This window comes from Mesorhizobium sp. M7A.F.Ca.US.002.01.1.1, assembly GCF_004022955.1.
GTDB classification, from domain to species: Bacteria; Pseudomonadota; Alphaproteobacteria; order Rhizobiales; family Rhizobiaceae; genus Mesorhizobium; species Mesorhizobium ciceri.
Genome location: NZ_RZQE01000069.1, coordinates 1 through 18,755, shown reverse-complemented (window position 1 = coordinate 18,755; position 18,755 = coordinate 1). Strand labels below are relative to the sequence as shown.

The following is an 18,755-nucleotide window of genomic DNA, read 5'->3' as shown; positions in this document are numbered from 1 at the left end:
GCCCAGAAGGGTGTCAGCGTCGAAATCATCGTCGTCGACGACAAGTCGCGCGATGCGACGCTCGATGTTGCGCGGGCCTATCCCGGGGATATCGTCCGTGTCATCGCCCTGCCAAGCAATCGCGGCCCGGGCGGCGCCAGGAATGCCGGCCTCGATGCCGCCCGCGGCAGATGGATCGCGGTTCTCGATTCCGACGACGCGGTCTTTCCCGGCCGGCTCGCCAGGATGATCGCGCGTGCCGAAAGCGCGGATGCCCAGATCGCCGTCGACAATCTGCAGGTCGTTCGCGAGGACGGCGTTATCGAGGACGCGATGTTTCCGCGGCAATATCTGGAAGGCTTGCGCGAGATTTCGCTGGCCACCTACATCGCCGGCAACGTCGTCTTCGAATCCAAGTTCAACCTCGGCTACCTCAAGCCGATCTTCCAGCGCGAGTTCCTGAACGAAAACCGGCTTCGCTATGACGAGAAGCTGAGGATCGGCGAAGACTACATCCTCTTTGCCGCCGCCCTGGCCAACGGCGGAAAATGCGTCGTCGAGCCCGATATCGGCTATGCCTACCATATTCGCAGCGTCTCCATTTCGCGCGTGCTCGAGCTTCACCACGTCGAAGCCATGCGCAGGGCGGATGCCGTGTTCGCTCAAACCCATCGGATGGATGAGGCCGCGCAGGCCGCGTTCGCGCGGCGTGGCCGCAGCCTGCGCAAGGCGGCATCGTTTCTGTCACTGGTACAGCACATCAAGGCGCGGTCCCCGCTCAAGGCGATCCGGACTGCGCTCAGCGACCCGGCGGCGGTCAGGCATATGGGCATGCCGATCGCCGTGCGGTTGCGAAGAATGGCGGCACAATTTGCCGTCGGGGCGGGGAGGTGAAGATGCAGGCACATGGAGGGAATTTTCGTGGCCTGTGAACGGATTGAAGTCGATCTCCTCAGAAGGAATTTGCGATGAAGAAAATCAGGAAGGCCGTGATACCGGTGGCGGGGCTTGGAACGCGGTTCCTGCCGGCGACCAAGTCGATGCCGAAGGAAATGCTTCCCGTCGTCGACAGGCCTGTCGTCCAATATGCGGTGGACGAGGCCTTCGAGGCGGGCATCGAGCACATCGTCTTCGTGACCGGTCGCAACAAGGCGGTGATCGAGGACTATTTCGACCTGCATCCGGAATTGATCGGCACCCTGGAGCAGACCGGCAAGAAGACCCAGCTGGAGGCGCTCGAAAGCATGCTGCCTGTGGCCGGCGCCACCAGCTTCATCCGCCAGCAATCCCCGCAAGGCCTCGGCCATGCCGTCTGGTGCGCGCGCGAGGTTATCGGCAACGAGCCCTTCGCCTTGCTGCTGCCGGACATGGTGTCCTTCGGCGGTCGCGGATGCCTCGCCGAAACCGTCGAGCTTTATGAGCGCACGGGCGGCAACGTAATCGCCGTCGAGCGTTGCGAACCCAGCGAGACCAACAAATATGGCATCGTTGGCCGTGGCGCCGAGATCGGCGGCGGTTTCGAGGTGACGGCCATGGTCGAGAAGCCGGCGCCGGCCAATGCGCCTTCGAATTTCTACATCAACGGCCGCTACATCCTGCAGCCGGAGATTTTCGCGCTCCTGGGCAATCAGCAGCGCGGCGCCGGCAACGAGATTCAACTGACGGATGCCATGGTTCGTCTGTCGAAGGATCAGCCGTTCTTCGCCCAGCCTTTCCTCGGCCGCATGTTCGACTGTGGTTCCAAGGAAGGGTTCATCCAGGCCAACATCGCCTTCGCGCTGGCGCGCGACGACATGAAGGGTCCGGTTTTCGAGATGCTTCAGGAGTTCGTCCGGTCGCATGAACGCCAGGAAGAAGCCGCATAATGCCCATCTTTCGGGAGTATCGTCAGATGGCCGGCGAAGAGGGGCCGGCAGGTTCTCTCCGTCTGGCACGACGCTTGCATTGCTCTGGCGATGCTCCCGATCTTCGAGGCGCCTGCAAGCCAAGGCATGATCCCTGAAAGTGGGTCCCGGTTTCCGGAAAAGATCATGTTGAAACAGTAAGATAGAGCCAATTGCGATCAATCGGAATAGGACCGGCTCTAGAATTGGACCGAAGATGAATTATGCCAACTTTCCTCTCGACAAGAGGATGCCATTGCCGAATTCGGACGCAGGAGACGGCGAAGACTTCATCGATATCGAGCGGCTGCTTGGCATGGCCGCACGGCAGGCCAAGGTGGTTGCCGTGTGTGCCGTCATCGGTCTCTTCCTGGGCCTGCTCTATTTGCAGACAACGCCGCCCAAATATCAGTCGATCGCCAGCGTGCTGATCGACGAGGGCTTGAACAAGATCGTCGACGACATTTCGGCGACGTCGACAACCATGCAGACCGATTCCGCCATCCTGAGCCAGATCGAGATCCTGACCTCGACGCGGCTTGCCGCCGTGGTCGTCGACAAGCTGAAGCTCGACCAGAACGACACGTTCATGAATCCGCCCCAGTCGGCGCTTGCCCAAGGCATAGGCCTCATCCGCAGCCTGATCCAGTATGTCCGCCCCAGCTCTTCCATGCCGGGTGGCGCTGACTTCAGCAAGCTCGACCCGGCCGCCCGCGATGCGCTGATCGCCACGTCGCGCCGCGACTACGCGATCCTCAAGCTGCAGAACGAGATCCGGGCGGAACGCGTCGGCCGAAGCTACGTCATCGCGCTCGGCTATCAGGCGACGGATCCGGCCTTGGCAAACGCCATCACCAAGGCCTATGCCGATGCCTATCTCGCCGATCAGCTCGATGCCAGCTTCGATGCCACCGAGCGGGCTGCGGTCTGGCTGCAGGGCCGGTTGACGGAGCTGCGCCAGAGCTCGCAGGCAGCTTCGCTCGCGGTTGAGAAATTCAGGGCTGAACATGGGCTGGCGGCCAACAGCGATGGCCAGCTGATGAGCGACAAGCAGCTTTCCGACCTCAACGCCCAGCTTATCGTGGCGCAGGCCGACACCGCACGCGCCAGCGCCCGCTACCAGCAGTACAAGGCCATCGTCGACAGCGGCTCCGAAAACGCTTTCAAGGATGCCGCCATATCGAGCGACCAGCCAAGCAGCTCGGTCATATCGGCGCTCAAGACCCGCTACCTCACGGTGGCCAAGCGGCTGCAGGACGTCGAGGCGAATTTCGGCCCCGAGCACCCGCAGGCGGTGGCTCTCTCCAAGGAGAAGGCCGACATATCGACGCAGATTTTCGGCGAGCTGAAGCAGCTGACCGAAAGCTATCGCAACGAATATGAGGTGGCGCAGGCACGCGAGACCGCGCTCAGGGCCAACGTCGCGGCCGCGCAAGGCAAGAGTTCCGTCGACAACCAGACGCAAGTCAAGCTGCGTGAACTCGATCAGCAGGCGACGGCGCTCACCACGCTCTATCAGACATTCCTGGGTCGTTACGAGGAAGCCGCGCAGCAGCAGTCCTTCCCGGTCGGCAAGATCCGCATCATCTCCGACGCGTCGATGCCGATGACGGCCTCAAGCCCGCGCACCATCGTCGTGCTCGGACTTTCGCTGGTGCTTGGCCTGCTGATGGGCGCCGGCTTTGGTGGCCTGAACGAGTTTAACGAACGCTTCTTCAGGACCGGCGAGGACGTGCGCGACCGCGTCAACCTGAAATTCCTCGGCTACCTGCCGACGATCGGCGGCAAGCTCGGCAAGGAAGAAAAGCCGGGCGAGACCCAGGTGGACGCCAAGACCACCCAATCGCTGTCTTCAGCCGAAAAGCGGGCGCGCATGCGGGTCAGCATCGATTCTCCAGCCTCGATGTTCTCCGAAACGCTGCGCAGCGCCAAGATCGCCTTCGACGTCGTGATGGAAGGGCAAGGCAGCCGCGTCATCGGCATCATCTCGGTGCTTCCCGGCGAGGGCAAGTCGACGGTCGCGGCAAATCTCGCCGGCTTGCTTGCCGCCAATGGCTCCAAGACGCTGCTGATCGACGGCGACTTGCGCAATCCCGGCCTCAGCCGAGGCCTTGGCATGGAAACCGAGCAGGGCTTGATGGAAGCGGTGGTCGGCGGCCAGACCTGGCAGTCCGTCGGCAAGATCGACAGGCAGACGAAGCTGGCGATCATCCCGGCGGTGCTGCGCGGTCACTTCTCGCATACCAGCGAACTTCTCTCCTCGGCCGGCATGCGGCGCTTCATCGAGAACGCCAAGGAGACGTTCGAATACATCGTCGTCGATCTGCCGCCGCTCGGACCGGTGGTCGACGCCAAGGCCTTCGCGCCATTGGTCGACGGTTTTGTACTGGTCACCGAGTGGGGGCGCACCCCGCGCGCGATGGTCAGGTCGATGCTGGAATCCGAACCCTATGTCGCCAACAAGATCGTCGGCGCGGTGCTGAACAAGGTCGATTTGAAGAAACTGGCCAAATACGGATCGTTCGGCGGCTCGGAAAAATTCTTCGATAAATATTCGAGCTACTATCTGGAAAAGTCGGAAGTGCGCGGCAAGGCGCCGGTCTGACGTCGAGTGGGTCCACTCTGAAGTGTATCGATCTTCAGGCCAGCACACCTGAATATCGTTGCGCGTCAGGAGAAGATCAGCCTGCCTTGCTTGTCGGCGATCCTGACGGCGGTCAGGCGTCCGCTCTGGAAGGCGGCCGTGTCGATGCCGAGCCGGCGCCCTTCGAGCTTCGGGACATCCACCGGCGTATGCCCGTGCACCACCCAGCGGTCGAGCAGGTGCGTTGCCTCGAAGAAGTCCGAACGGATGTTGATCAGGTCATGGTCGGTTTGCGCCGCAAGGTCGACGCCGGGCCTGATGCCGGCGTGGACAAACACGAACTTCCGCGAACGGACCATGATCGGCAGCCCGCGCAGGAAGCTGACGTGATCGTCCGGAATGATCTCCCTTATGCGCCGGTCGATCTGCGCGCTGCTCCCGTAGAGGCTGGTGAGGCGCGCCGGATCGATGCCATAGGAAAACAGGGTTTGCAGGCCGCCCGTCGCCAGCCAGGGTTCGCGGGACAGATTTCCGTCGAGATAGTTCAGCATTGCCACTTCGTGGTTGCCCGCAAGGCAAATGCGCTGAAATCCTTTCGGCGGCGGCGCCAGGAGATGATCGAGCACCCGCGCCGACTGAAACCCCCGGTCGATGTAGTCGCCAAGCATGACGATGATCTTGCGGCTCTGGAAGCGCAGCGAATCGAGCAGGATCTTCTGCTCCAGCGCGCGGAGTTCCTTGTAGCAGCCATGCACGTCGCCGATCGCATAGACGACAGCGTCCTGCATGTCGATATCGAGGCGCGGACGCGCCGCGATGCGGGGTTTTCGCTGGAACAGGGTCACGTGCCGGGCGTCTCGAGGCAAGCTCTCATGCCGAAGGCATAAGTGCCTGTTATCATGCCCGAAACGAAGAATTCCGCAATCGTGGAAAATGTAGCTGCGCCGGGTCGGCACCGCCAATGCATGTCGCTCGGAAGTGAGCTCCGTTTTGGGAGAGCGATCCGTGGAACAAAGGCCTGGAGTGGGCCTGAATCCGCTCAGGCGCGACATGCTTTAGGTCGGCGGCCGGGCCGGTCTGCCGGACCGTCGTCAGGCTGCCTTGAGCCGATAACGGAAAACGGTATGGTCGAGCAGCAGCCGGATGCGTGGTTCGGCCTCGGTCGCCACTAGCCAGCTTGCCGCGATCATCGTCGCGCCGACGACCGCCATCGAGAACAGATGCGGCAGACCGGCGCGGACCAGGATGCCGAGCAGGGCCGCGCCGACGACATCGTGCAGCAGGTAGAGCGGATAGGTCATCAGCCCGATCCGGCGCCAGCCGCTCCAGGAGAGGTCGAGCCGCAGCGACCACGCCATCAGCGCGATGCCTATGAGGAAGATGAGGATCGGCGGGGCGAAGGGCATATCACGCCCGACCTTCAGGATATGAACGTCGACCGAACTGGCGATCTGCAGCACGCCACCGGCCAGGAACAGGGCGCAGAAGGCTAGGCGGGCGGCTGTCACCGCCTTGAAGCGCATCAGCCACAGCATGACGCCGGTGGCGAAGAACACGCCGTGATGCACCAGAAGCAGGTCGAGCGTGCGTGTTTCGGCAAGGTCGGCCCAGTCGAGCGGGTAGTAGAGGCACCAGAACAGCGCGCTGACCAGGCCGATGGCGAGGGCCACAATTTCCATTAGATGGAAGCGGCCGAGCCGCAGCAAGGTCCAGACGACGGCATAGAAGGCGATCTCGATGCCGAGCGTCCAGTAGACGCTGTCCACCCATGGCGCGTAAGGGGCGAACAGGCCGGTGCGGACGAGCCTGACGACGGCATCGGTCGGCCAGCTGAGGCCGACGATCAAAAGCACCGCCGCAGTGACCGGCGCACAGATCCACACGGCCGGCGCCAGCCGTTTCACCCTGGCTTCGAAAAACCGCAGGGGTGTCGACCTTTCGGCGCTGAAGGCGATGACGAAGCCGCTGATGACGAAGAAGATCTGGACGCCGACCCAGCCGGATTCGACCCAGGCGCCTATTGCCGGCTGCGGGGGAACGCCGCCCGTGGCGCGCGCCGAAACACCGTCAGGATACGCCCACACCCAGAAGCCATAGTGGTAGACCATGACCATGACGGCGGCGAGAAAGCGCAGGATGTCGACGCCGCCAAATGTAATCTTCTGCTGAGCCATGCGACCTTTGTCGATGGCCCCCCGCGAACGACTTTAGGGTGCATTGCTGCGTCGCACAATAAAAGTATTGCTTGCCGATCGAAAAGGTCGTCCGCGGCCCACCCTTCAGTGGCTCAAAGTCCGATTCCGCGCTCCTTCAGCGCCGCAGTGATCTCGTCGAGGATGACCGGATCGTCGATGGTTGCCGGCATGGCCCATTCCTCCTTGTCGGCGATCTTCTGCATGGTGCCGCGCAGGATCTTGCCCGAACGCGTCTTGGGCAAGCGCTTGATCGTCACCACCGTCTTGAAGGCGGCGACCGGGCCGATGCGTTCGCGCACCAGGCCGACCACCTCGTTCTCGATGGAGCCGATATCGCGGGTCACACCCGCATTCAGCACCACGAAGCCCAGCGGAACCTGGCCCTTCATGGCGTCGGCAATGCCGATGACCGCGCATTCGGCGACATCGGGATGGGCCGAAAGCACCTCTTCCATGGCGCCGGTCGACAGGCGGTGGCCGGCGACATTGATGATGTCGTCGGTGCGGGCCATGACGTAGAGATAGCCGTCCTCGTCGACCATGCCGGCATCCGCCGTCTTGTAGAAGCCGGGGAACTCGTCGAGATAGGCCTGGCGGAACCGTTGATCGGCATTCCACAGCGTTGGCAGGCAGCCGGCCGGCAGCGGCAGTTTGATCACCACATTGCCCAGCGTGCCGCGCTGCACCTCATGGCCAGCATCGTCGAGAACGCGGATGTCGTAGCCGGGCATCGGCACACCGGGCGAGCCGTATTTCACCGGCAGCAGGCCAAGGCCGGCGGGATTGATCGTCATCGGCGAGCCGGTCTCTGTCTGCCACCAATGGTCGACCACAGGCACATTCAGCTTCTGCTCCGCCCATTTGATGGTTTCCGGGTCGGCGCGCTCGCCGGCAAGAAACAGCGTGCGGAACTTCGAGAGGTCGTGTTTGGCAATGAACTCGCCCTTCGGGTCCTGCCCCTTGATGGCGCGGAATGCGGTCGGCGCGGTGAACAGCGCGACCACGCCATGCTCCGCTATCACCCGCCAGTAGGTGCCGGCATCGGGCGTGCCGACAGGCTTGCCCTCGAACAGGATGCTGGTGCAGCCATGCAGCAGCGGTCCGTAGACGATGTAGGAATGGCCGACCACCCAGCCGACATCGGATGCCGCCCAGAACACCTCGCCCGGCTTGACGCCGAACTCGTTTTCCATCGTCCATTTCAGCGCGACCATATGGCCGCCATTGTCGCGCACGATGCCCTTGGGCTGACCGGTCGTGCCCGATGTGTAGATGATGTAGAGCGGATCGGTGGCAAGCACCGGCACGCAATCGACATTGGCGCCCGCTGCCCGTTCGCGGGCGACGGCATCGGCGTAGTCGATGTCGAAATGCTCCTTCAACTCGCAGCGCAACTGGTCGCGCTGCAGGATCAGGCAGGCGTCCGGCTTGTGGCGGGAGATCTCGATCGCCTTGTCGAGCAACGGCTTGTAGGCAACGACGCGGCCTGGCTCCAGGCCACAGGATGCCGAAATGATCAGCTTCGGCCTGGCATCGTCGATGCGGGTGGCAAGCTCATGCGAGGCGAAGCCGCCGAAGACCACCGAATGCACCGCGCCGATGCGGGCGCAGGCGAGCATGGCGATGGCCGCCTCGGCCACCATCGGCATGTAGATGATGACGCGGTCACCCTTGCCGATGCTGCGGTTCTTCAGCACCGAAGTCAGCGCGACGACCTCGCGCTTCAGCTCGGCATAAGTGAACTTTTTCACGGTTCCGGCAATCGCACTGTCATGGATCAGCGCGATCTGGTCGGCGCGGCCGCCGGCGACGTGGCGGTCGATGGCATTGTAGCAGGTGTTGCAGGTGGCGCCGGTGAACCAGCGGCCATAGACACCGGCATTGGCGTCGAACACCTTGTCCCAGGGCGAATACCAGTCGATGGCGCCGGCCGCATCCGCCCAGAATTGTTCCGGATCGCGTTTCCAGCCTTCATAGACCTCGTGATAGCGTGAAGCCATCCATACCTCCCCGGGAAATGTTTTTCTTCCTTCCAGATAGCGCGCTCTACCCTTGGCCGCAAATCCACGCCATTGTGACGACGGCATCGACCTGGCGCTTGGGGGCAAGCAGCTATGAACTGCGAGACGGGACTGGGGTGGTGATGTCTGCTGCTGTTCGGATCATCGGGCGCTTTTCGCTATCGTCGGTCATGGGCGCCGTACTTGCTATGTCCACCGGAACCGCTGAAGCCGGCGATGCCGCGGCACGGCACATCATCGGCTTTTCGCCGGATGGCGCTTATTTCGCCTTCGAGCAATATGGAACGCTCGACGCCGGCGCCTCGGACTCCGGCTGGTCTGAGATCGACATCATCGATACCCGTACGGATCGGTTCGTTGGCGGTAAGCCGATCCTCGTCGTCGATGAGACGGAGGAGGCGACACTGACGCTGGAGCAGGCGAGGGCGCAGGCCGCCGCTCAGGCGGCGCCCATTCTCGCCCATTATGCAATCACATCCCCAGCCGAGCAGACAGCGTCCGACAAATTCACCTTTCCGGGTGAAATGGTTGCCTACAACGACATCTCCCGCCTCGAACAGGTGTCGCAGAAATGGCTGTCGCCGCTCCATGGCGAAACGGGCGTTTCGACCATCCAGCTCGACGAGATCCTGGCAGCCAGCACGAGCGATTGTTCGGCGAGTTTCGCAACGACGGAGCAGCGCGACACATCTGGCAAGGCACTCGGCTTCCGGCTGACGCTGCAAGGCCAGGACGGCAAGCCGTTCAAGATCCTGCACGAGGACAAGACCGTGCCGGGCTCAAGAAACTGCCCGACCTCCTACAGCCTGTCGGAATCCTACGAACTTACCCCGGCCGGCAAGCCGGCGGTAATTGTCGTGCTGGTGCAGCGTTTCAGCCAGGGTTTCGAGGGGCGCGATCGCCGCTTCCTCGCAGTGACCGGGCAGCCACGCTGAGAGGTCACGCCCAAGCGCCGGCAGCCGCTCTGTCTCAAGGTTGTTTCTAGATCGGCAGGGCCACAAGCATGAGGCCAATGCCGCCAGCGATCAAAATGGCTGTCGCCAGCGCTTTTCTATGACGTTCGAAGCTCGTCGGAGCTCGCTCCCAATTGTAACGCATACGCTATCTCCCCAATACCCAGGCAGGTTTTACCTTACTTAGGGGAAGAAATGCAACGTCCGCTGCCGGCAGCCCGCTGTTTGTCACGTTTCATCGATGACTATTTCTGGGCCGAATGCGGCCGGGAAGACGCAACCGAGCAGGTTCTAACGCGACTGGCGCGGAGAATCTGTCAGCAAGGCCGTTGGTCCCCTGAACTGGGCTCCCGTGATCGGCCGATAGACAGCGCTCCACCTCCGCGCTATCTGATTTCCGGGATGAGCATGGCTTGGAGGGGGCGTGGTGGAAATAGTCTCTGGAACCGTTCTGCGGCTGGCCGAGGATGCCTCGGTGCAGCATGTGGGCGATGGCGCAGTCGTGCTTTTGGCGCGCAGCGGCCAGCTCTATACATGCAACGGCACGACCGAAGCCTTTCTCGACAAGGTGGACGGCGCGCGCAACCTCGACCAGATCGTCGACCTGCTTTGCGAGGAGTTCGAGGTCGACAAGGGGACGCTCGATCAGGACATGGCGGCACTGGCCACGGATCTGATCTCGGAAGGTATCCTCGCCGCGCCAGGTGCTTGATGGCTGACGGCCCGCTCCTGCGCGCTCTTTTTCGCTGCCATCTCTGGGCGAGCGCGCGGCTGATGCCGGTCCTTGTCACCAACCGGAGCTTCGAGGAGGTGCTCAAATGGGCGCCGCTCGCCTCGTCGACGCCCTATCGCGGTCTGGCGTCCGCCTACATCGTCGCGAGCGTCAACCGCACGGTCCGCCATCCCTGGCTGATGCGTGACCGCAGGTGCTTGAGGGAAGGTCTGCTCGGTCATCGTTTCCTGCGACTAGCCGGCTTCGATCCGGACCTGCGCTTCGGCGTCGAACCGCAGTCGATGCAAGCGCAGCGTCTATCGGCGCATTGCTGGGTCTGCCTCGACGGCAAGCCGGTGGTCAGCGACAAGCTTCCCGGCATGGTCGAGATCTATCGTCATCATGCCGATGCCGTAAAGGCGCGTCCCGCTTGACCAGACCTTCAGCCTGCTATGGCCTCAACGGCCTGATCCTTGGCATATCGGCCGAGCGCTCCGAGCTGTGGCAGGATTTCGACCGGATGCTGGGCAGCCTGCGCATAGAGGAACCCGTCGCGCCGGACTTTCGTCTTGAGATCACCGAAACAGACACGCTGGACGAGACACCCAATGGATCCCTGGTCTTCGATGGCGAGGTGCCGGAGGATGGTCCCTGCCGGATGATCGAGGATGGCGGCATTGTCCATCTGGTCTTTCCCGGGCGCCAAACCGTTGCGATCAATGGTGGGGAAGGTTGGGCCGAACTCCGGATTAGCACCGGTACGAAAGCCGCCTGGACGCCGTCGATGTTGGTCCTGGATGCCGCGCTCGACGCCGGTGGCCAGCATATGCTGCATACGGCCGGGCTGACCTTGCCTGACCGCGATGCGGTGGTGCTGATCCACGCCCCGAGCGGCACCGGCAAGACCACGACGTCGCTGGCGCTGGCAACACAGGGCTTTGGCCTCTGCTCCGACGACGCCATGATCCTGAATGTCGCTTCGGGCAAGGTTGTAGCCTGGGGCTTGCCGCGCGCCGTCAAAATCCACCGGAAGACTGCCGAAATGATCCCGCAGGTGGCGCCATGCCTTGGCCAGACGTGGGATCGCAACGGCGAACAGCCGGTCTCGTTAGAACGGTTGGGCGGTATCATCCGGGTGGAAAACGCATCCGCCCGGCCGGTGGCGGCGCTTCTGCACCTGGCGCGTTCCGCCGACGGGCAGACCCGGCTCGTCGCCATGGCCAGGACCGACGCGATGGTGGCGCTGGCAGTCGACAATGTCCGCACCGGCATGACCGGGCTGCTGCCGATGCAGAAGCGCAGGCTGGCGACCATCGCCGGGCTGGTCAATGCGGTGCCGACCTTCCAGCTCGAAGTAGGCGCGCGCCCGGCTGACGCTGCGGCGCTGATCCGCGGCACCCTGGATTGACGTCAAGTCAGGCTACTTGCGGCCTGGCCTTGGCCAATCTCTGAATCCACCGGAAGGCGTCGCGGCGCAGGCGTGAGCCCAGTCTGTCCCTGGAATTGACGCCAAGCAGCGTATTCGTTGTGATCAACCGCCTGGCCAGCCGTATGGAGAGGTCGGGCTTGATGCGGCCGGCGAGTTCGAGCGCGCGGCTCTCGTCGAACAGCTGGCCGGTCACATTGAGCACGATTGCCAACTCCAGTTCGATGCCGGTCATACGGGCAGCGTCGAACAGGCGTGCTTCCGCTTCGGGTGATTGCAGCGCCCGCACGCCTTGCAGCACGTCGACGCAAAGCTGCAGGCGGTGGAATTTGTGGCCGCCGGCGGCGTGCACGATGGCGATCGTTAGAAGAGCCGCCGGCGTGTCCGTGGCTTCGCCGTCGATGGCGCGCAATTCAGGGAAACCCAGCGACAGGCGCCGCCGCATGCCGGTGTCATGCACGAGGTCGCCATGCAGTTCGACCAGCAGGCTGGAATTCTCTTTTTCCAGCCATTTGAATTCCTGCAATTCGTAGGATTCGGCCTCGTTGCTGCCAAGCTCGAAGCCGCATGCCGCGATCACCTGGTTTGCCCTGGCCAGATTGGCGGGTTCGACCAGGATGTCGATGTCGGTGAAGGGCCTGTCGGCGACGTTGCGGTAGAGCTTTCGCGCGAAGACGGGTCCCTTGACGATCCGCGCCGGAATATTGTCCGCCGCCAATCCCTTCATGATGCGGTCGCCATGATACTTCAACAGCATCGACTGGCCGGTGGCGATCGTTGCCTTCTGGCGCAGATCCTCCAGCTTGCCGTGCAGGTCGGCATCCGCTGGCAGCCGCGCGTCCCCGCTGAGCTTGCGCAACATGATCGGCAGCACGCCGTGAAACTCGGCATTGTCGAGCAGCGCCGTCAGCGTCTTTGCCGACAAATCTTCGCCGCCTGCCGCCGCCTCGGGGTCAGCGAAGCGCAGCAAGAGTCTTTCTTCGGCGGAAGTAAGCGGTGGCAGCATCAACCCAGCTAGCATTGCGAGCAAGTCAGGAATGGTTGCAGAAAAGCCTAATGTAAGCCAGCTTTTACATGCCCCAGCGCAGCGCCGCAGTGTGTACCGGCGCGTCCCAGAATGCGGTCGTCTCGTCGTCGAGCATGGTCAGCGTGATCGAGCAGCCGGCCATATCGAGCGAGGTGACGTAGGAGCCGACCAGCGAACGGGTCACCGTCACGCCATGCTTCTCGAAGATTAGCCGTGCGCTGTTGTACATCAGATAGAGTTCCATCAGCGGCGTGCCGCCGAAGCCGTTGACGAACAGCAGCGCCGGGCCTTTCGCTTTGTCGCCGAGATCGCCGAGGATCGCGGCGCAAATCTCCTGCGCGATCGCATCGGCGCTTTTCAGCGCATCGCGCCGGCGGCCGGGCTCGCCATGGATGCCGACGCCGAACTCCATCTCGCCGTCGCCGATATCGAAAGTCGGCTTGCCCGCCGCCGGCACGGTGCAACTGGTCAGCGCCACGCCCATCGAGCGGGTAGCAGCGTTGACGCGGTCGCCAAGCGCCTTCAGCGACGCCAGAGCCAGGCCGTGTTCGGCCGCCGCGCCGACGATCTTTTCCACCACCAGCGTGCCGGCGACGCCACGCCGGCCCGTCGTATAGGAAGAATTCTCGACCGCGACATCGTCATTGGTCACGATCTGCTGGACGCCTTCCGACATTTCGGCCGCCATCTCGAAATTCATGACGTCGCCCTCATAGTTCTTGACGATGAACAGGCAGCCGGCGCCGGTGTCGACGGCCTCTGCCGCCGCCAGCATCTGGTCCGGTGTCGGCGAGGTGAATACCTGGCCGGGGCAGGCGGCGTCCAGCATGCCGTGACCGACAAAGCCGCCATGCAGCGGCTCGTGACCGGAACCGCCGCCGGAGATCAGCGCCACCTTGCCCGGCCGCAAGGTCTTTCGGCGGATGAATTTGTGCGCGTCGCCGAGCACGAGGATGTCGGCATGGGCGGCGACGAAGCCGTCGAGGCTTTCGGTCAGCACCGTGTCCACCGAATTGATAAACTTCTTCACGGCCGTCTCCTCCCGAAATAGGCCTTCCAAAGCAATTCCAGGAAAAGTGTATCGCGGTTTTCCGTCCGGAATTGCGTAAAACAAGAGTTCGATCAGCCACTCTTGCCGGTGATGCTGGTGATCTTTTGGATAAAATCGTTCACCGCCTTATCGAGCGCGGCGTTCTGCTTGTCGTCGCCGAAATCCGGCACGATCAGCGAGACATGCCGCGTCTTGCGCATGCCTGATGCGATCGACATCTTGCCTGGATGCGCCTGGTGATAGGCGGCGAGAAACTGGTCGCGCTCGGCCGGGCTGAAATGGCAGACGGAAAATATAGCCGGCAAATGTTTTGACGGAATCGGGATCGAATAGGCAGGACTGGAAATCTGCGTGACGAAGCTGCGGTGCTTGCCGAGCGCATCGGCCAGGCGCTGGCGCATACCGGACGGGCGCTGGTCGATGACCTGCGACAGGATCGTCTTGTAGGCGCGGATCGCCTCTTCGGAACCGGGTTCGGGTGTCCTGTCGACCATGCCGGCCGCGCCTAGACAGAAACGTCCGCGACGGCCGCCTTGGCCATGGCGAGTTGCGCCGGCGCGACGGAAAGATCGCGCAGGCCGGCCTCGATCAGTGACGGGATCGAGGCTGGATCGCCGGCTGCATCGCCGCACAGGCTGACCGGGATCTCTTCCCGCTGGCCAAACGCCGTCACGGCAGCGATCAGCCGCAGCACGGCCGGATGACGGACCGAATTGAGATGCGCCACGGCAGCGTTGTCGCGGGCGGCCGCCATGACATACTGGGTGAGATCATTGGAGCCGATCGAGAAGAAGGCGGCATCGGTAAAGGCTTCCGGTACGATCGCCACCGAAGGCACTTCGACCATGATGCCGAGCGGCGGCATGTTGTGTGCGACGCCGCGTGCGGCAAGTGCAGTCTGCTCTTCGGCGAACATCGCCGCTGCCTGTCGGTATTCCTCCACAATGGCGATCATAGGGAACATCACTTTCAGGCTGCCATGGACAGCGGCGCGCAGCAGCGCCCGGATCTGTACACGAAACACCTCGGGTCTTGCCAGCGACAGCCTGATCCCGCGCAGGCCGAGAAACGGATTGCTCTCCTCGACCGTAAAGCCGGGCACCGGCTTGTCGCCGCCGGCGTCAACGGTGCGGATCGTCACCGGTTTTTCACCGGCCCACTCCAGCACCTTGCGATAGGCGCGATACTGCGTCTCCTCATCCGGCAGCGTCTTGCCGAACAGGAATTCGGTGCGCATCAACCCGACTCCGTCGCAGGTCGTAATGTCGATGAGGTCGACATCGGACGGGTCGGCGATGTTGACCTGCACGCGCACCGCCGTGCCGGCCTTGGTCACCGCCGGTCGCGCCAGGAACGTCCCGGCCCGGTCGCTGCGCGCCCGGAATGATGAGGACGATTGGCGAAAAGCAGCGATTTCAGTCTTGGAGGGTGACAGCACAATGCCGCCATGTTCGGCGTCGAGCAGCGCTGTGCCGGTTAGACGAGCCAGCGAAGTGCCCAACCCGACAACCATCGGCACGCCGCGCGAACGCGCCAGCATGGCGACGTGGCTGGCGGTGCTGCCCGCCTTCAGTGCGATGCCGCCGCCGCGGCTCCAGTCGGTTTCGAGAAAACGCGTCGGCGCGATATCCCAGCCGTAGAGGATGGCGCCGGTTGGCGCCTGGACGTCGCCATCCTCGGACAGCGCCCGCAGCACCTGGTCCCTGATATCGCGTATGTCGGCGGCCCGTGCGCGGAAATAATCCTGGTCTGAAGCGTCGTAGCCGGCAATCTCGGTATCAAGCGCTTGCCGCCAGGCTTTGTCGGCTGGCAGGCCGGTGCGGATCGCGGCAAAGGCCGGGCTGCTCAGCGCATCGTCTTGCAGCATGGCGATCTGAAACTCGAGAATGTCGGCGGCATCGCCCTCGGCCATCTCGCTCAATGCGGTGAGACGGCTTGTCGCGACGGCGATTGCGGCTTCGAGCGCGGCCTTCTCGTCGTCGGCTGTTTGTTTGCCGACATAGGATACGACAGTCTGGTCGAGGTCGAACAGTGGCCCCTCGGCATAGCCGGCCGACGCCGAAATGCCTTGCAGTCTAAGCGGTTCGGACATGGTCCGCGCCTTCGTCGAAATCGCGCCGCACCAGTTCGACCAACGCGTCGACGGCATCATTGGCGCCGTCACCGCTGGCCCTGATGTGCAGCACGGTGCCCTTCGGCGCCTTGGCCGCCATCACCTTGACGATGCTCTTGGCGTCGAACCATGGTCCATTGGCGGCGAGCGCGATCTCCACCTCGGCGGCAAAACTCTTGGCCAGCTTGGTGAACTTCACCGAAGGACGCGCGTGCAGACCCACCTCGTGGGTGATCACAACGGTCGCTTCGGCGGATGCGGACATGTCTTTCAAAATTCCCGTTCGTTCACGACGGCGACAATTCATGTGCCGTCGCCACCACTTCCCGCAGCGAGGCGCCGCCGGAGGCCTCGGTCGCTGCCATCACCGCGCCTTCGACGATCGGCGCGTTGCAGACTATGATCTTGTGCGACCGTGGCTCGCCGATCATCTCCACCGCCATTTCCGAGTTGGTCTCGGCGCCGCCGAGATCGACCAGAATGGCGACACCGGCTTCCGACCAGGCCTTGTCGATGGCGCCCATGATCGCCTCGACATTGGTGCCGAGCCCGCCATGGCCGTTTCCGCCGCACCATGCAAGCGGCACTTCGTCGCCCACCATCTGCCGCACCATGTCGGCCGTGCCCTCGGCAACCAGCGGCGAATGCGAGACGATGACGATGCCGACATTGCTCATGCGCTTTCCCCGAGGCTGTGCGCCACTGTGCGCACCAGCAGCGCGGTTGAGCGCGCGCCGGCGTCCATATGACCGATCGATCGGTTGCCCAGGAACGAGGCGCGGCCACGCAAGGCTTTCATAGGGACGGTCGCGTCGGCCGCGGCGTCGGCGATATCGGCGATTTCAAGAGCTGTCTTTCCCTGCAGCAGCGCGTCATGCACCGGCTGCAGCACGTCGAGCATGGTTTTTTGTCCGATCTGCGATTTGCCGCGTGCTGCCACAGCTTCGATCGCCTTGCCGAACGCCGCCGTCAGATTGGCGCGATCGGGTTTCGCCGAAATCTCCTTGCCGAATGCCAGGAACAGGGTGCCGAACAGCGGGCCGGAGGCGCCGCCGACCGTCATCACCAGCTTGGTGCCGATCGCCTTCAGGGCATCGGGCAGCGGTTTGGCCGAAAATGCTTCGGCTTCGGCGCGCACGGCCTCGAAGCCGCGCTTCATGTTCAGCCCGTGGTCGCCGTCGCCGATCGCCTGGTCGAGCGCCGTCAATTCCTCGGCGTTCGCGGCGATCGTATCCGCGGCGGCCGCGATCAGCCGGGCAAGGTTCAACGCCGCCATGTCACCCGCATTCCCGGTTTCCATCTTGCCGGCAGTATCGAAAGAACGGTCATTCGACAACTGGAGCATACGTCAGGCCGCTTCATGCAATGCCGCGGCCGCCGCGAAGACTTCGGCGACCGCGTGAGCGCCGGGGTCGACCACACCTTGCAGCTTGCTGCCGACATAGGTCGACCGCCCGGCTTTTGCCTTGTCCATGGCGGCCGTGGCCTCGGCACCATGGCGGGCTGCTGTTGCCGCCTCCTCCAGGCCGTTCGCGTCGAGTGCTTTGAGCGCCGGCTCCAGCGCATCGACCATGGTTCTATCGCCAATTCTGGCGCCGCCATAAAAGGTCATCCGTTCAAGGCCGGCAAGCAGCGCTCTGGGCAGGCTCGCGCCGCCGCCCAGAGCCTGCGCCGCCGCCGTGAAGAAGATCGACAGCAGCACGCCGCTGGAGCCGCCCATCGACGCGCTCAGAATGTCGCCTATCGCGCCAAGGGTGGCTGCAGGCTCGGCAAGCGGTAGCGTGTCGAGCCGCTCGAGAACACTGCGCGCGCCGGTCGCCACCGTCGAACCGGTGTCGCCGTCGCCTGTTTTGGCGTCCAGTCCGTTCAAAGTAGCTTCGAGCGCGATCAGCCTTTCGCAGATGGTAACGAGAAGAGACCGGGTCCGCGCATCCTGGCTGGGCTTGCGTGCCACGCTTTGTCCGGCCGCTTTCGCCATCGGCACGACGGCAGGTGAAACAACCGGCTTTGCCGGTATCCAGGCATGCGGGCCGACCGGCGCCTGCAAGGCGGTTTCGCGCGCCGCATCCAGCCGGATCAGCGACAGCGAGAAGCCGTTCATGTTGAGCGCCGTCATCAGCGGGCCCGGGCCGATCGTCAGTTTGATGGTTTTAGCCAACGGCGAGGCAAGCACCGCATTGGCGATAACGGACATTTCGAGCGGCGGCACGGAGCCGAGATTGTTGATCAGCAAGGCGTAGGTGGCCTTGGGATCAAGCCGCTTCGCAAGGCGCTCCGCCATGATCGCCACCAGCCTGTCGGCGCTCTGCACCGCAATCCGCTCGACGCCCGGCTCGCCGTGAATGCCAAGGCCGAGTTCGCCATCGTTCTCGCCAAATCTGTCTTCGTGCGGCTGGCCCGGGATCGAGCAGGACGACAGCGACATCCCGAGCGAAACGATGTCCTTGGCCGCCGCCCGCGCCGCTGCCGCGATTTCAGCCAGATCGTGGCCGGCTTCCGACAGGTGGCCTGATATCTTGTGCACGAACAAGGTGCCGGCAACGCCGCGCGGCTGGGTGATGTCGGGCAAAGCGATATCGTCGGCGACAATGACCATCTCGACACGAAACCCTTCGGCGCGCGCCTTCTCTGCCGCCAGGCCGAAATTGAGACGGTCGCCGGTGTAGTTCTTGACGATCAGCAGGCAGCCGGCCGGGCCGGTGACCGCGCGAATGGCCGCCAGCACCGCTTCGACGCTTGGCGAGGCAAAGATCTCGCCCGAAACCGCCGCCGTCAGCATGCCCCTGCCGACGAAACCGGCATGTGAAGGCT

The 18,755-nt window shown here is 63.4% G+C and carries 18 protein-coding genes; 7 read left to right on the top strand and 11 right to left on the bottom strand.

Annotation, left to right across the window (positions count from 1 at the left end; genetic code table 11):
• From EN932_RS10205 to EN932_RS10195, 3 genes are all read left to right on the top strand, one after another.
• Positions 1 to 873, top strand: an 873-nt coding sequence (locus tag EN932_RS10205; protein WP_164890454.1) for a glycosyltransferase family 2 protein, incomplete at its 5' end; no start/stop codon positions are given.
• Between the two features lie 74 nt (positions 874 to 947).
• Complete coding sequence (locus EN932_RS10200; protein ID WP_013528099.1) at positions 948 to 1,844, top strand: UTP--glucose-1-phosphate uridylyltransferase; 897 nt, start codon at positions 948 to 950, stop codon at positions 1,842 to 1,844.
• A 235-nt stretch (positions 1,845 to 2,079) separates the two neighbouring features.
• A complete protein-coding gene (locus tag EN932_RS10195) occupies positions 2,080 to 4,467 on the top strand; it encodes a polysaccharide biosynthesis tyrosine autokinase (protein WP_027164272.1) in 2,388 nt (795 codons plus the stop codon).
• Positions 4,468 to 4,532: 65 nt separating this feature from the next.
• Here the strand turns inward: EN932_RS10195 and EN932_RS10190 are convergent, their stop codons facing one another.
• From EN932_RS10190 to EN932_RS10180, 3 genes are all read right to left on the bottom strand, one after another.
• Positions 4,533 to 5,291 carry a metallophosphoesterase family protein gene (locus tag EN932_RS10190; protein ID WP_013528097.1) on the bottom strand — a complete coding sequence of 253 codons (759 nt, stop codon included), beginning with the start codon at positions 5,289 to 5,291 and terminating at the stop codon, positions 4,533 to 4,535.
• Between the two features lie 246 nt (positions 5,292 to 5,537).
• Positions 5,538 to 6,620 (bottom strand): acyltransferase, encoded by a 1,083-nt coding sequence (locus EN932_RS10185; protein ID WP_024501824.1) that lies wholly within the window; start codon positions 6,618 to 6,620, stop codon positions 5,538 to 5,540.
• Between the two features lie 113 nt (positions 6,621 to 6,733).
• Complete coding sequence (locus EN932_RS10180; RefSeq protein ID WP_127368594.1) at positions 6,734 to 8,641, bottom strand: propionyl-CoA synthetase; 1,908 nt, start codon at positions 8,639 to 8,641, stop codon at positions 6,734 to 6,736.
• Positions 8,642 to 8,784: 143 nt separating this feature from the next.
• Here EN932_RS10180 and EN932_RS10175 point away from each other — a divergent pair, with 143 nt between their 5' ends.
• From EN932_RS10175 to EN932_RS10160, 4 genes are all read left to right on the top strand, one after another.
• Positions 8,785 to 9,597, top strand: coding sequence for a DUF2259 domain-containing protein (locus tag EN932_RS10175; protein ID WP_164753479.1), 813 nt, complete (start codon positions 8,785 to 8,787; stop codon positions 9,595 to 9,597).
• Between the two features lie 442 nt (positions 9,598 to 10,039).
• Positions 10,040 to 10,327, top strand: coding sequence for a PqqD family protein (locus tag EN932_RS10170; protein WP_032898709.1), 288 nt, complete (start codon positions 10,040 to 10,042; stop codon positions 10,325 to 10,327).
• Positions 10,327 to 10,761: a lasso peptide biosynthesis B2 protein gene (locus EN932_RS10165; protein ID WP_013528092.1), complete on the top strand. Its 435-nt coding sequence runs from the start codon at positions 10,327 to 10,329 to the stop codon at positions 10,759 to 10,761. Before EN932_RS10170 ends, EN932_RS10165 begins: the two co-directional genes overlap by 1 nt.
• Positions 10,758 to 11,735, top strand: coding sequence for a hypothetical protein (locus tag EN932_RS10160; protein WP_013528091.1), 978 nt, complete (start codon positions 10,758 to 10,760; stop codon positions 11,733 to 11,735). The genes EN932_RS10165 and EN932_RS10160 overlap by 4 nt, the downstream gene beginning before the upstream one ends.
• A gap of 7 nt (positions 11,736 to 11,742) precedes the next feature.
• Here the strand turns inward: EN932_RS10160 and EN932_RS10155 are convergent, their stop codons facing one another.
• From EN932_RS10155 to EN932_RS10120, 8 genes are all read right to left on the bottom strand, one after another.
• Positions 11,743 to 12,723 carry a nucleotidyltransferase family protein gene (locus EN932_RS10155; protein WP_224618437.1) on the bottom strand — a complete coding sequence of 327 codons (981 nt, stop codon included), beginning with the start codon at positions 12,721 to 12,723 and terminating at the stop codon, positions 11,743 to 11,745.
• 100 nt (positions 12,724 to 12,823) lie between these two features.
• The gene (dhaK, locus tag EN932_RS10150; RefSeq protein WP_063173532.1) at positions 12,824 to 13,810 is read right to left on the bottom strand and encodes a dihydroxyacetone kinase subunit DhaK; all 987 of its coding nucleotides are present in this window, start codon (positions 13,808 to 13,810) and stop codon (positions 12,824 to 12,826) included.
• A 92-nt stretch (positions 13,811 to 13,902) separates the two neighbouring features.
• Positions 13,903 to 14,325 carry a hypothetical protein gene (locus EN932_RS10145; protein WP_013528088.1) on the bottom strand — a complete coding sequence of 141 codons (423 nt, stop codon included), beginning with the start codon at positions 14,323 to 14,325 and terminating at the stop codon, positions 13,903 to 13,905.
• A gap of 11 nt (positions 14,326 to 14,336) precedes the next feature.
• Positions 14,337 to 15,923 carry a phosphoenolpyruvate--protein phosphotransferase gene (ptsP, locus tag EN932_RS10140; RefSeq protein WP_127384624.1) on the bottom strand — a complete coding sequence of 529 codons (1,587 nt, stop codon included), beginning with the start codon at positions 15,921 to 15,923 and terminating at the stop codon, positions 14,337 to 14,339.
• Complete coding sequence (locus EN932_RS10135) at positions 15,907 to 16,209, bottom strand: HPr family phosphocarrier protein (protein ID WP_013528086.1); 303 nt, start codon at positions 16,207 to 16,209, stop codon at positions 15,907 to 15,909. Before EN932_RS10135 ends, ptsP begins: the two co-directional genes overlap by 17 nt.
• Positions 16,210 to 16,231: 22 nt before the next feature.
• Positions 16,232 to 16,621, bottom strand: a complete 390-nt coding sequence (gene dhaM / locus EN932_RS10130) for a dihydroxyacetone kinase phosphoryl donor subunit DhaM (RefSeq protein WP_013528085.1) — start codon at positions 16,619 to 16,621, stop codon at positions 16,232 to 16,234.
• Positions 16,618 to 17,220 (bottom strand): dihydroxyacetone kinase subunit DhaL, encoded by a 603-nt coding sequence (dhaL, locus tag EN932_RS10125; protein ID WP_127370067.1) that lies wholly within the window; start codon positions 17,218 to 17,220, stop codon positions 16,618 to 16,620. Before dhaL ends, dhaM begins: the two co-directional genes overlap by 4 nt.
• A gap of 72 nt (positions 17,221 to 17,292) precedes the next feature.
• A partial coding sequence (locus EN932_RS10120) for a dihydroxyacetone kinase subunit DhaK (protein WP_128368802.1) occupies positions 17,293 to 18,755 on the bottom strand: 1,463 nt, incomplete at its 5' end.

What these genes read in the sequence shown, in the direction of transcription:
- EN932_RS10200 (WP_013528099.1), top strand. Translation starts at nt 948, where the DNA reads ATGAAGAAAATCAGGAAGGCCGTGATACCGGTGGCGGGGCTTGGAACG.
- EN932_RS10195 (WP_027164272.1), top strand. Translation starts at nt 2,080, where the DNA reads ATGAATTATGCCAACTTTCCTCTCGACAAGAGGATGCCATTGCCGAAT.
- EN932_RS10185 (WP_024501824.1), bottom strand. Translation starts at nt 6,620, where the DNA reads ATGGCTCAGCAGAAGATTACATTTGGCGGCGTCGACATCCTGCGCTTT.
- EN932_RS10180 (WP_127368594.1), bottom strand. Translation starts at nt 8,641, where the DNA reads ATGGCTTCACGCTATCACGAGGTCTATGAAGGCTGGAAACGCGATCCG.
- EN932_RS10175 (WP_164753479.1), top strand. Translation starts at nt 8,785, where the DNA reads ATGTCTGCTGCTGTTCGGATCATCGGGCGCTTTTCGCTATCGTCGGTC.
- EN932_RS10165 (WP_013528092.1), top strand. Translation starts at nt 10,327, where the DNA reads ATGGCTGACGGCCCGCTCCTGCGCGCTCTTTTTCGCTGCCATCTCTGG.
- EN932_RS10145 (WP_013528088.1), bottom strand. Translation starts at nt 14,325, where the DNA reads ATGGTCGACAGGACACCCGAACCCGGTTCCGAAGAGGCGATCCGCGCC.
- ptsP (WP_127384624.1), bottom strand. Translation starts at nt 15,923, where the DNA reads ATGTCCGAACCGCTTAGACTGCAAGGCATTTCGGCGTCGGCCGGCTAT.
- EN932_RS10135 (WP_013528086.1), bottom strand. Translation starts at nt 16,209, where the DNA reads ATGTCCGCATCCGCCGAAGCGACCGTTGTGATCACCCACGAGGTGGGT.
- dhaM (WP_013528085.1), bottom strand. Translation starts at nt 16,621, where the DNA reads ATGAGCAATGTCGGCATCGTCATCGTCTCGCATTCGCCGCTGGTTGCC.
- dhaL (WP_127370067.1), bottom strand. Translation starts at nt 17,220, where the DNA reads ATGGCGGCGTTGAACCTTGCCCGGCTGATCGCGGCCGCCGCGGATACG.